Origin of the sequence: Paraglaciecola sp. 20A4, assembly GCF_011378905.1 — a bacterium.
In the GTDB taxonomy this organism is placed as follows: domain Bacteria; phylum Pseudomonadota; class Gammaproteobacteria; order Enterobacterales; family Alteromonadaceae; genus Paraglaciecola.
Genome location: NZ_WTPY01000004.1, coordinates 18,656 through 31,418, shown reverse-complemented (window position 1 = coordinate 31,418; position 12,763 = coordinate 18,656). Strand labels below are relative to the sequence as shown.

The window sequence follows — 12,763 nt, the reverse complement described above, 5'->3', positions numbered from 1 at the left end:
TTAACAACTTTATTTGCGAACGGCATAGCCCTAAGCTACGTAGTATAGGGTTGTTATACTATTTTAAGGATAAAGTAATCTTTAAAAGAAAAAGCCAGCCCTTGATAAATTAGAGTGGAAATCTCTGTTAGCTATCTTGTAGTAAGCGGTTAAGTTGGTGGTTTTCTTTAAGTAGTCTTTCAAAGCGAGCTGAACTTAATGGTTTACTATAAAGATAACCTTGCAGCATCTCACAATCATAGCGACGTAAAATTGACATCTGTTCTTCGTGTTCCACTCCTTCGGCAACGACTTTGAGGCCAAGATTGTGCGCTATATTAATAATAGCGGCAGTCATATGCCGGTCTACACTGCTGGTGGCAATGTCGTCAATAAAGGCCTTATCAATTTTGAGTGTATTGAGAGGGAAGCGCTTTAAATAGGCGAGTGAAGAATAACCGGTACCGAAATCATCTAAAGCTAAGTGAATACCGCGTTCACGTAAGCGGTTCATCATATGCAAGGCATTTTCGGGGTCTTGCATTAATGTGCCTTCAGTAATCTCGCACTCTAGATGCAACGGCGACAGGTCAGCCTTTTGCAAAATACGCTCGATTGTTTCATCAAGATCAGGCAGCTCAAATTGGCGAGCTGATATATTAACCGCAACACGTCCCGTGAATAAACCTGCGCTCACCCAACGTTTGGTATCTTCACAGGCTTTGCGTAATACGACTTCTCCGATATCAATAACTTGACCAGTTTGTTCGGCCAGAGGAATAAATTGCGCAGGGCTCACAATACCTTTCTCCGGGTGTTCGAAACGTACTAAGGCTTCCATGCTAACGAGTTTACCTGAGGCAATGTCTATTTTCGGTTGATAATAAACATTGAACAGATCTTCTTTTAAACCGAGGCGGATCAAGTTTTCGATTTGTAACTGACGGACGGCATTTTGATTCATCTCTCCACTGAAAAATTGATACTTATTACCCCCTGCATTTTTGGCAAAGTACATGGCAGTATCTGCGTTTTTCAATAACTCTTGGGGAGAGCTACCATCTTCAGGGTAAAAGGCTATACCTATACTTGCACCTAACACAAATTCTTGGTGGTTGATTAAAAATGGTCGGGCTAAATCATCCAAGATAGATTGCGTAAAATGGCTGACACTATGCACATCAGTGTCTTTATCGAGCAATATGCTGAATTCATCTCCGCCGAGACGGTAACAAGTTGCGCGTTTTCCTGCCAATTTTTGTAAACGCTTAGCAATCTGTTTGATAAGCAAATCACCGGTTTGGTGGCCTAATGAGTCGTTGATTTTTTTAAAATTGTCCATGTCCAAACAAACCAGAGCATGTTGCGTGCCGCGGCGGACAATATTGTTATGGCTAGCTTGAAAAAATGAGCGATTGGGTAAATCAGTTAACGGATCAGTATTGGATAATTTAAGTAACTCTTTCTCAGTGCTTTTACGAGACGTAATATCGGAAAAAACGCCTACATAATGACCTATACGCCCGTCTTCATCATTGATGGCATCTATATTCAACTCCATCTCATATTTTTCGCCATTTATGCGACGCGATTCCACTTCACCATTCCAGTTGCCTTTCTGACGCAGTGATTTTTTCACCTCCTCGGTAAATGCACCTGGATATTGATGAAAGGCAAAATAACTGGCCAGTGCTTGTTCACGTGTTTCGCCGGTATATTTACAATAGGCATTGTTGACCGATATGTACCTAAAGCTGGTATCGGCGATAAATACACCATCAGAAATAGTTTCAATTGAGCGTTTAAATAATTTTAGTTGTTCTTCAGCAACCTTTAAATGACTAATGTTTTTAAACGTGCCTGTCATTCGTAGCGGTTGGTTATTGCTGTCTCGGCTTACGACCTTGCCGCGGTCGAGAACCCATAACCACTCGCCTTTAAAGGTACTTGCGCGGTAAGTCACTTCAAAGTGTTCGCTCTTATCTTGCAAATGTTCGTTAAGGGCATCTTGTACCCGTTTCAGATCGTTTTGATGAATGTTGGCTTGGTAAGCACTATTTACTCGAATATCATCTTGGGGAAAGTCCATTATGCCCCAGGTATTTGAGCGGAAGACTTGTCCTTGATAAATATCCCAGTCCCATAACTCGTCACCGCTACTCCAAAGAGTTAATTTTAAACGTTCTTCACTCTCAGTAATAGCGAGCCTTGCAAGGCGTTTGGAACGGTATTGTTTTACCATCATTAGTGCAATGAAAAGGGATAAAATGCAATATAGTACCAACGCGTTTCGATGCAACCAAATAGGGGGCTCAATATTGAGGATTAATTTTGTCGACTCAGACCAAGGGTCTAAATTATGGCGGCTTTGCACTGCAAAAAGATACTTACCGAAATCTAGATTAGTGAAGGTGGCTTCTCTGGTCCTTATATCTGCATCTAACCACTTTTCGGAATACCCATCTAATTTATATCTATAGGTGTAACCGTCAGCGTCGAGCGGGTTTAATTGTCCGAATGTTAAACTCACATGATTAGAATTATTAGGTAAAGTGAGTTCTTTAGTTAGATAAATGGGCTGTAGGAGAGGGCTGCCATTACTGTGGACTGTGACTTTGCGGTTGAAAAGTCGAAGATGGGTAATTAAGGGAGGCGATTTTTTATTAAACTTATCACCGAGCTCAGAGGTATCATTGTTAAGTGTTACTTGTTCATGCGCAAATAAGTGGATGCCCTTAGCGCCTCCAAATAAAACATCTTTGTCAGTCGTTACTAACCCTGAACCTTCGTTAAAATCGTTGAAATTTAGACGCTCGGGTGATATCTGTTGCATGACTGTGCCGGAAGAGATAGACAGTTCTTCTATACCTCCCGCCATAGTTGTTAACCAAATACTATTGTCCACACGCAGGGCTTTTGTTATCTGATTATCATATAGGCCTGAATCGACGTTAATTTTCTGAATAACTTGATAATCTTGTTTATCTAATTCAATCAAACCAAATTCAATAGAGGCCAGCCAAAAACTTTTTTCGGTTTCTATGATAGAGCTAAAATTATTACCGTTTACCATAGGATCAGTTGAAGGACGGCTGATTTTCTGTGTTTTTAAATCGTAATGTATCAGCCCATTATTGCCTCTTAACCATAGTTTTTGTTTACTATCTATGTACAGCGGGATTAGTGTCTTGATGCTGGTGTCTGGTAATTGAATATCATGCTCAGAAAAGTCAGTTGTACTTATCCAACGCAAAATATTGTCCGAACACTTTATCCACACTCGACCTGTCGAGAATAAAACGCGATCATAAAAGCTACCCTTAGAAATTAAATGAACTAGTATTAAATCGTTATCTTTATCTTTATCTTTATCTTTATTCTTTCGATAAATATAGATCCCACCACTAGTCGCTAACCAAAGTCTATCTTGCTCATCAATGGCGATATCCCAAATACTGTATTCAAACCCTTTGAGCCATGGGGTAAATTGTTCAGTATCAAGATCGAATTCTGACAATCCACCTGACTGAGTAGCGATCCAAACTTTACCTTTGCTATCTTGCTTCATAGACCATACAACATTGCCAGAAAGAGCATTTTGACTAAGGGGATCGGCTTCATAATGTCTAAACAAGGCTGAATCTTGATTATATCTATATATGCCGCCAGTATGAGAGCCTAGCCACAATGTATTATTACTGTCACGGTAAATGTTGAGTAAAAATATACCTCCATCATGTTGAGAAGATGTGCTTCTAATTCCGCTATCAAGTGAGATATGTTTAGTGGAATTTAATTCTCCATCCACGATTGTTAATCCCACTGATGTGCCTAACCAAATATTGCCGCTGTTACTCAACTGAATGCTACGGACTTCATTGCCAAGTAAGTCTGGGAACGAGTCAGTGTTAAACTGGCGTAATTCCTGAGTGTTTGAGTTCCATACATAGGCGCCTAACTCCGTGGCTAACCAATAATTTTCGCCGTAATGTTTTACATCGAACAAATATTCAGCGGAAATTAGCACGTTCAGAGGATTGTCTTTTTTGAGGTTATAAAGGATTTTAGTTTGGTTATCTAAAACGTAGATACCATGCCCATATGTACCTATCCAAGTGAATTTATCTTCAGCTAACACCGATTTAATTTCAGGTGGAAGTCGGTCAATCGTAATTTCTACCGGGGTGAAGTCATTAGTTTTAGGTGAATAAGTGTATAAATTAGCCTCGTTGGCGACTAGTAGGTCACCGAATTGGGAAACGCTAAGCGCATTAATAATATTATTATTTAGACTACTGTTTTGCTGATTATAGCGAACAAAATTGTCAGTTAACGGGTTATATCGAGCTAATCCGTTTTGTGTTCCTACCCACAATGCGCCGTCATTATCAATAATCAACGCCCTGATAAAATCATGGGGTAATGATTTTATATCGTTAGGGTTGTGTTGGTAGTTGGTAAAATCGTAGCCGTCAAAACGACTGAGCCCATTAGCTGTGGCAAACCACATAAAACCGCGCCGATCCTCAATGATATCTGTAATTGTATTTTGAGTGAGACCATCGGCTTTGGTTAAGTTGTCGAACGAAAAGGATTGAGCGTGGGCAAATTTTGAAAAACTTATAATGATAATTATAAGCATCAAGCAGCAAAAAAATGAACGATTAGTTAAAATACGCAATTAGCACCTGTCAGCAGTTTTTCTGCTTTGTTATTATTAGATTTGAGGTACCAATCCTTTGAACCCAGTAGGGTAAATATGCCTAATTAACGGAACCTTAACAAGTGTTTATCTTTACTTTATGCTGCTTTGAGCAAGATTTATTCTCAATTGGTCTTTCGGAGTACTCAATCAACCTATAAGGTGAGTTTATTTCACTAAATGTGTGAGTTTATTTCACTAACGGTGTGTGTTTTTTGAACGCAGCAATATCGTCTAATAATATACTGCCTAGATCGCCAGGAACAATATGATGCTTTTGATCGCTATACAGAATTAATTCACCAATATTTTTGCCTAACGCCAAACCATTGACGAATGTCATCAGATCCGGAAACTCCAAATTTGAAAGCTCATCAAAGGTATTTTGCTTTTGCATAAATGAATAGTCTTGGTTGCCTATAGCTGACCATAAACGCTGACTTTTCATACCCAAATTAGCATCTTTTCCACATAGTTGTTTGATTACGCCACGCTTCATATCTTGCCAATTTTTTTGGTATGGTTGTAAGTTTATGGCGAGTTTCTGTAAAAAATTTCGAATTGTGATGATCAGATATTGAGCAGAATATTGCGGTGACTGCACGTAAAAAGCGATACCAGGATGCTGATTAAAAGGCACATAACCACTGCCAACTAGGTAACCTAATTGGGCTTGTTGACGAGCAAAGTTAAAAAATATTGGGGAAACAAGTTGCTCCAAAAGTATTGTCAATAATGTATCGCGCAGATTAGCATGGGGGGCTTGATAATAGATTACAACGGCTGCATCAGGATGATCGCATGGTAGTGGATGGAGTAAAACATCCTGCTCGCACAGATTAGATACACTGCGAGATAATTTTTCATGTCCTATATAGTCGGCATTTTTTTGTTGTAGTTCTTTGGCAAAGTGATTCGCTTCGTTAGCACGCCAGTTGCCATAGACAAGAGATTCAATATGGCGTTTGCCTAAAAGCGCATGCTTGGCTTCATGAACCTGTTCAATTGTCGTTTTTTGCATAATATTGACCATACTCAACGGGGTATGGGTATTTTGTTGCATGAGTGCAGAAAGACGATTGAATAAACGGTTGATTGGTTTATTTAACAAATTGTTATGCAAACTTTGCCATTGCTGTTGCTTAACTTGTTCAAAATGCTTTGTGAAGTCATCGAAGGAATGTATTTTTTCGATTAGGTCTTGGTTAAATCTTAGTTGCTTAGTACTAAAACCACTGGTATGCAGTGAGAAACCGCATTGATGAGAATATAAATGGTAATTCAAGCCGGCTACATTAGCTTGATAATACAGCTGTTGAAAGTGGCTATTTAAAAGGGCAATCCACAATTTTTTTATAGTCGCGATTTCCACACCCTGCATAGCTTCTGCACAATCAAATGAAACGTAACAATCACCACGAGGCAGACCAAACTGATCGTCTTGCCCAAACCATAGATTAAAATCTTTGCTCTTAATTGTCTGTTGTAACGTTGTAAAGGATGCCTCATGGTTTACAAGGCTATGGTCCAGGCTTAAAAAAGGGTTTTTATCAGGTAATATTAAGCTCAACTCACCTTTTGGACGCAGTAACTTTTCGATAAGGGTGGGGGTAATAGGCGAAAATGCGTAAGGCGTTTTGTACCAGTGACTCACTCTGTCGGTCTTTGCATTAGGTGATACCACTTTTACGCGCATATTTATGGGTGAAAAATAGCGTAGCAATTCATCGATAACTGAATCATCAGGTTTGTCTAGTAAATATTCTGAAGCAACAATGTGTTCCTCTGGATAGCTGAAAATTGCGCTGGCTAAACCGATCGCTTCATCTGTTGCTTTTACCGAATCTGCAAATTTCCACTCTTGTAGTAATAGTGCTTTTTTTTCACTAAAAAAACGTTTTTTAGAGTGATTTTTAATAAGGTGAATATAGTGAAATAATGATTCAAGCATGGCGTCAATTTCTGTTAAACCTAGGTCCGTAAGCTGTAAATTGACGTTAAAATCCTTAAACGTGCTGCCTTCTATCCCGCCTCCTACACTTATATTGGTTGCCAAGCCGCGTGCTTTAAAATATCCCAACAAACCATTTGATCCTTCATCAGCTAGTAATTCGCTGATAATACTGAGCGGCTTAGTTCTGTAGTGTTTAATGACGCTTGGTAAGGCAAATGTGACGATTAAGCGCTTAGCTGCTCTTAGTGGGGTAATATTTATTCTTATGCCAAGCTGTTCTGGTAAATATAAAAGGGGAAGAGGGGCTGAAACAGGCGGTGTAATATCAGTGATATCATCAAAGTTTTGTTTGATTAGCTCGAGGCATGCTTGATTATCAAGGGTACTAATAACGCACAATGTGATATTGCGTGACACATATTTTTTTTGATGGAGCACTTCTAAAAGTCGCTGTACCTCTTTATTCGAACGTTGATTTAGGGTGGTTTTGTTTCCTACCGAAAACTGACTAAAGGGGTGTTCAGGATTAGACGTCTCTTTATGCACTTCGTATAAACGACGCAAATCATCGTTCATCTTCAACGAGAATTCCGCATCAATTGCTTGAATTTCTTTTTCTATAGCGGTGATTTCAAAGAGTGGTTGGGTGAGTAAATGCGCAAAGTGATCAAGACTTGGGGCCAGATATTTATCCGTTATCGAAAAGTAATAATGACTATATTCTGATCCCGTAGCAGCGTTAACATACCCTCCGTGCAAAGATAAAAAGCTGTCAAATGCGTCAACAGTTGGATACTTCTTATTTCCTTGGAACAACATGTGCTCCAACAAATGGCTAAGTCCTAAGCAGTCTGCCGGATCACTAAAATGGCCGTTGGCAACGGTTGCTGCAACTGCACTAGCTTCAGCGCTTGGATCTTGAACAACTAATACTCTCAAGCCATTATTGAGCTGACGGAATTGATATCGACGATTGTCTAGGCTATGAGTAAGCAAAGTGGTAGATCCTATAGTCATATAGCGCGCATAATCAGCATAACGTAAAAAAATTCAACTCTCGGATTTTTAAACATTTATTTGCTATATTAAGCGTAACAAAGTTTGTTAACCATTCAGCAGTAATTTATGCATATTATTATCATGCGTCATGGTGACGCAGAGCCGCTCAAATATGACGACCGCTCTCGTGAGTTGACTTCATTTGGACAAGAGCAAGCAGCGACTGCTGGCACTTGGTTAAGCAAGTATTATAAGGCCAACAAAATAGAATTGGGTATGGTGAGTCCTTATACAAGGGCTCGGCAGACTATGGATATAGTCAGTCAAAAAATTGATATTATGCAGCAAAGGGTGTCAACTGATATCACTCCTGAAGGGAATATTTGGCTTACCCATGATTACATTGATTATTTATTAGAAGAAAAAGAAGTGTCAAAATCACTTTTGTTAGTAAGCCATATGCCATTTGTGAGTTATTTTTTAGATGAATTAATAGGCGAGCAACACTCATTATTTTTTGATACATCGAGTATTGTTATTGTCGATTATCAACCCACCACTCATTCAGGGAGGGTGCTGGAGGTTTATCACCCACTATAAAAACGGTGATATAGAAATTTTCACTTTAGATCCGAGTATGACAGCCGATAACTCGAGAGAGAGGTCATATTCATGTCAGTCAAAAGTTTACCTGCATATTTACAGCAGGTTTTAGAACATCATGTATCAAATGCGCAACTGACTCACGATGCTGAGCTTCAGGGCATTTTTGATCGCCTGACTAATCTGAATGCAAAAGTAGAGTTGGCCAAGGCGAAAATTCGTCAAAATCGACAAGTCAAAGATCTTCCTACCTAATTTCCGTAAACTTCCCAATCTACGACGCATATTTTTGCTAATCAGATTTATTATTTTCTGGTGCAGCATAAAGTTGCGGCATAATACGTACGGTTTTAACCATATTGTCTTTCATTTCGATAATTTCAAGAGGGTAACCGGCTAACCGCAAACTGATGTTTGCTTCTGGAATATCTTCAATGTATTCCAAAATAATTCCATTAAGTGTTTTTGGCCCCTCAGTAGGGAATTGCCAATCCATTTCTTTGTTCAATTCACGAACGTTCGCACTACCATCAACGAGCACGCTACCATCTTGCTGAGTATCCGCTTCTTTACTGTGATCAGGTACCATGCTGGTCGTAAAGTCACCGATGATTTCTTCTAGGATATCTTCTAATGTCACTAATCCTTGAATATCACCATATTCGTCAACCACTAGGCCGATGCGCTCTTTTACGGCTTGAAATTTATACATCAAAGTATGTAAAGGTGTTGATTCAGGGGTAAAGTAAATCTCTCTTACTGCACGCAATAAGCTCGCTTTAGTAAATTCGTCTTTTGATAATAAACGTAGAGCATCACGTACATGAACAAAACCAACAGCATCATCAATGCTGTCACGATAAAGTAAAACACGCGTGTGCTGAGAGTTGACTAGCTGTTTCTGAATGTCTTTCCATTCATGGTTGATGTCGATAGCAACGATTTCGCTTCGTGGCACCATGATGTCTTCTGCGGTCACTTTTTCTAAATCCAAAATGCCGACCAACATATCTTGGTGCTTCTTGGGGATCATAGCACCAGCTTCGTGTACAACGGTGCGCAATTCTTCTCTACTGAGGCTACTACTGGCACTGTCTTCAGTACTAATGCGTAATAATTTCAGAAGAAAGTTAGTGATGCCATTAACCAAGAATACCAGTGGATAAAGTACTTTGAGCATGGGGAGAAGCAAAAATGAAGCTGGAAACGAAATTTTTTCTGGATAAAGTGCTGCCACAGTTTTTGGGGTCACTTCAGAAAAAATTAGTATAACGAGGGTCAATATCACTGTTGCTATGGCAATACCCATATCACCATATAGCCGCAACCCTAAAACGGTAGCAACCGCTGAGGCTGCAATGTTGACCAGGTTGTTGCCAATTAAGATAAGACCGATAAGGCGGTCTGGGCGCTCAAGTAACTTCTGAACACGCAGTGCACCTTTATTACCTTCATTCCCTAAATGTTTTAGGCGATAGCGGTTAATCGACATCATGCTGGTTTCAGAGCTAGAAAAATAAGCAGAAAGTAATACTAAAATACCAAGTAGAATAAATAAGCTACTTGTTGATATATCGTCCAACTATGGGATCCCTAAAGGTTATTAAAGCGAAACTTTAAGGGCAAATCACCCATGTTTCAAGCAAAGTTGGCTTATTTTACTATACATGAAGTCTAAAAACAGGCTTAGCTCAAAATTATTTCTTTTACAAATCGACTGCCAAAATAGGCCAAACTCAGTAAAACAGAGCCTAATATTGTGGCGAAAATAATCGGTTTTCCCCTCCAGCCAAATCTGAAATGTCCAATCAGTTCAGCACTAAAAACTAACCATGCCATAATTGATAAGATAGTTTTGTGCGCTTGACCTTGGGCAAACATGTTTTCTAAAAATACAAAACCGCTTATTAAAGACAAGGTGAGCAGTATTGTTCCGACGGTCAGTAATTTAAACAGTATGCCTTCAACCATCATTAGAGGAGGTAAAGAAGAATGCAGAAGCGAGGCCTTCTTTTCTTTTAAGCGCATATTGATGTAAGCCAATTGTAGAGCGTACAACAACGCGATCCCCAAACAAGCGTAGGCAAATAGTGCTAAGCCGATGTGAATCATCAGTTCGGGTTGAACGCCGACCTGCATGATGTGTGCATCAGGAATAAATAAATCCAAAAGTATAATAACGCCAGTAAATAAATAGACCACTGGCAACAATATGGTATTGGGCATGGTGAACGCAGCTATTAACATGGTTAAACTAATCAACCATCCAATTAGAGATGCCACATTCAGCATACTTAAATTTTCGCCTAAACTGACAAAAATATCATTATTTAACAGCCAAGCATGTAACGCCAGAGCAACAATCGCCAGCACATAAGACAACTTTAGATTGGGACCTTTATGGTCGAAAAATTTCAACAGTATTACGCCGGCGGCGCCAGCATATAGGCAAAAACAGACTAAGCCTAACAACATGATCTAACCTCGATTTACATATGATTGGAGCGATTTCACGACCGGAGTCGAAGGGCAAAAAATGCAGATAACACTCACTTTAAGACGAATGAGTATAACCATATTGCCGCGTCATACCTAGTGTTTAACAATAATTCTCATTAACTTTATTTGTTGTGCTGCTTTGGTTCTTATCTGCTTTGATTTTAGGTATAATTGATTTATCTAAAATTAATATCGTATCGATTTGCTATGTTTGAAAATTTAACGGAACGCTTAGGGAAAACTCTCAAAGATATCAGTGGCCGAGGCCGACTCTCTGAAGACAATATAAAAGATACATTGCGTGAAGTACGCATGGCGCTTCTCGAGGCTGACGTTGCGTTACCTGTAGTGAAAAGTTTTATTACTCAGGTCAAAGATCGTGCAGTGGGCACCGAAGTATCGAAAAGTCTAAATCCTGGCCAAGTATTTATTAAAATTGTACAGGGTGAGTTGGAATCTGTCATGGGACAGGCCAATGAAGGCTTAAATCTGGCTGCTCAACCACCTGCGGTCGTCTTGATGGCTGGCTTACAAGGTGCAGGTAAAACCACCAGTGTAGGTAAGCTAGCGCTATATTTAACCCAGCGCGAGAAAAAGAAAGTGTTGGTTGTCAGCGCTGACGTTTATCGTCCTGCTGCTATTAAACAGCTTGAAACACTGGCTGATGAAGTCGGTGTGGAATGTTTCCCATCGACGATTGAACAAAAACCGATTGATATTGTAAATAATGCTGTTGATTACGCTCGCAAGCAGTTTTTTGATGTGTTGTTAGTGGATACCGCGGGTCGTTTGCATATAGATTCTGAAATGATGGGTGAAATTCAAGCCCTTCATAAGGCGATCAAGCCTGTTGAAACCCTGTTTGTTGTGGATGCGATGACAGGGCAAGATGCCGCTAATACAGCAAAAGCATTTAACGAAGCTTTGCCATTGACCGGTGTTATTCTGACCAAGACTGATGGTGATGCTCGCGGCGGGGCAGCTTTATCGGTTCGTCATATTACTGGCAAACCAATTAAGTTCTTAGGTATGGGAGAGAAGGTTGATGCGTTAGAACCGTTTCACCCTGAACGAGTAGCCTCTCGTATTCTAGGAATGGGCGACGTTTTAAGCCTTATCGAGGAAGTTGAACGTAAAGTTGATAAAGACAAAGCTCAGCGACTTGCCAAAAAAGTACAAAAAGGTAAAGGCTTCGACCTTCAGGATTTTAAAGAGCAGTTAGAACAGATGCGCAACATGGGCGGAATGATGTCCATGATGGATAAGTTACCGGGGATGGGTAATATGACTGCTCAGGTGAAGGATAAAGCGAACGACAAATCGTTTAATCAAATGGAAGCTATCATTAATTCCATGACGCCCCTAGAACGAAGCAAGCCAGATACTATTAAAGGATCTCGAAAACGCCGCATTGCCATGGGATCTGGTACGCAAATTCAAGATGTAAACCGTTTATTAAAACAGTTTATGCAGATGCAGAAAATGATGAAAAAAATGTCAGGCGGCGGGATGAAAAAAATGATGCGTAATATGAAAGGCATGATGCCCCCAGGCGGACCGGGTGGCATGTTTCCACCCCGCTAAATATAATGTTTTTTTGAGCGTAAAAATTTTCTTGATGGCCCATTATAATGGGTCATTTTTTTGCTTTATTATTGAATCAAGTTAGTTGATATCGCTAAGGTTTAACGTACCTTATATCGAGGTTAAAGACATGAAATGTGCACAACAAGATTATATTGAAATAGCCTGCCTTTATCATTTACCTATTACGTTAACGCTTAAAGACGATCAATACGTAACGGGTGTTGCCATAAACACAGGTTATAACGCACTACGCCAAGAGTGCGTTCTCATCGATACCGTCGACGGCAACATTTCTATAACCCTTGATACAATTCAAACCATGCATGCTCTTGTGACTAATCCTCATTTTACACTGGTCAATTTTTCTGACTGAATTTTCTCATCTATTGACGATATAAAGTTGGGTAAATAAAAACACTCTAGCGTTGGAAAATACGTTG

General features: G+C 39.7%; 8 protein-coding genes. 4 read left to right on the top strand and 4 right to left on the bottom strand.

The window, feature by feature from the left end; genetic code table 11:
• Positions 1 to 127: 127 nt before the first annotated feature.
• Together GQS54_RS05990 and GQS54_RS05985 are read right to left on the bottom strand one after the other, a co-directional pair.
• Entirely contained in the window at positions 128 to 4,621 is a 4,494-nt protein-coding gene (locus tag GQS54_RS05990; RefSeq protein WP_166423113.1) for an EAL domain-containing protein, read from the bottom strand.
• Between the two features lie 250 nt (positions 4,622 to 4,871).
• On the bottom strand, positions 4,872 to 7,652 hold the full coding sequence (locus GQS54_RS05985) for an insulinase family protein (RefSeq protein ID WP_205967647.1): 2,781 nt from the start codon (positions 7,650 to 7,652) through the stop codon (positions 4,872 to 4,874).
• Between the two features lie 108 nt (positions 7,653 to 7,760).
• On the opposite strand from GQS54_RS05985, the gene sixA reads away from it, so the two are divergent.
• Together sixA and GQS54_RS05975 are read left to right on the top strand one after the other, a co-directional pair.
• Positions 7,761 to 8,234 carry a phosphohistidine phosphatase SixA gene (gene sixA, locus GQS54_RS05980; protein WP_240919844.1) on the top strand — a complete coding sequence of 158 codons (474 nt, stop codon included), beginning with the start codon at positions 7,761 to 7,763 and terminating at the stop codon, positions 8,232 to 8,234.
• A 72-nt stretch (positions 8,235 to 8,306) separates the two neighbouring features.
• Positions 8,307 to 8,492 (top strand): hypothetical protein, encoded by a 186-nt coding sequence (locus tag GQS54_RS05975; RefSeq protein WP_166423112.1) that lies wholly within the window; start codon positions 8,307 to 8,309, stop codon positions 8,490 to 8,492.
• A gap of 37 nt (positions 8,493 to 8,529) precedes the next feature.
• Here GQS54_RS05975 and GQS54_RS05970 read toward each other — a convergent pair whose 3' ends face one another.
• Together GQS54_RS05970 and ccsA are read right to left on the bottom strand one after the other, a co-directional pair.
• Positions 8,530 to 9,819: a CNNM domain-containing protein gene (locus GQS54_RS05970; protein WP_166423111.1), complete on the bottom strand. Its 1,290-nt coding sequence runs from the start codon at positions 9,817 to 9,819 to the stop codon at positions 8,530 to 8,532.
• A 104-nt stretch (positions 9,820 to 9,923) separates the two neighbouring features.
• Complete coding sequence (ccsA, locus tag GQS54_RS05965; protein ID WP_166423110.1) at positions 9,924 to 10,712, bottom strand: cytochrome c biogenesis protein CcsA; 789 nt, start codon at positions 10,710 to 10,712, stop codon at positions 9,924 to 9,926.
• Positions 10,713 to 10,943: 231 nt separating this feature from the next.
• Here ccsA and ffh point away from each other — a divergent pair, with 231 nt between their 5' ends.
• Both ffh and GQS54_RS05955 read left to right on the top strand, forming a co-directional pair.
• A complete protein-coding gene (ffh, locus tag GQS54_RS05960) occupies positions 10,944 to 12,320 on the top strand; it encodes a signal recognition particle protein (RefSeq protein WP_166423109.1) in 1,377 nt (458 codons plus the stop codon).
• Between the two features lie 130 nt (positions 12,321 to 12,450).
• Positions 12,451 to 12,696 carry a Rho-binding antiterminator gene (locus GQS54_RS05955; protein ID WP_166423108.1) on the top strand — a complete coding sequence of 82 codons (246 nt, stop codon included), beginning with the start codon at positions 12,451 to 12,453 and terminating at the stop codon, positions 12,694 to 12,696.
• The last annotated feature ends 67 nt before the right edge of the window (positions 12,697 to 12,763 follow it).

Bases quoted from the DNA above. Each gene is read 5' to 3' on its own strand.
- GQS54_RS05990 (WP_166423113.1), bottom strand. From the start codon at position 4,621: ATGCTTATAATTATCATTATAAGTTTTTCAAAATTTGCCCACGCTCAA.
- GQS54_RS05985 (WP_205967647.1), bottom strand. From the start codon at position 7,652: ATGACTATAGGATCTACCACTTTGCTTACTCATAGCCTAGACAATCGT.
- sixA (WP_240919844.1), top strand. From the start codon at position 7,761: ATGCATATTATTATCATGCGTCATGGTGACGCAGAGCCGCTCAAATAT.
- GQS54_RS05975 (WP_166423112.1), top strand. From the start codon at position 8,307: ATGTCAGTCAAAAGTTTACCTGCATATTTACAGCAGGTTTTAGAACAT.
- ccsA (WP_166423110.1), bottom strand. From the start codon at position 10,712: ATGTTGTTAGGCTTAGTCTGTTTTTGCCTATATGCTGGCGCCGCCGGC.
- ffh (WP_166423109.1), top strand. From the start codon at position 10,944: ATGTTTGAAAATTTAACGGAACGCTTAGGGAAAACTCTCAAAGATATC.
- GQS54_RS05955 (WP_166423108.1), top strand. From the start codon at position 12,451: ATGAAATGTGCACAACAAGATTATATTGAAATAGCCTGCCTTTATCAT.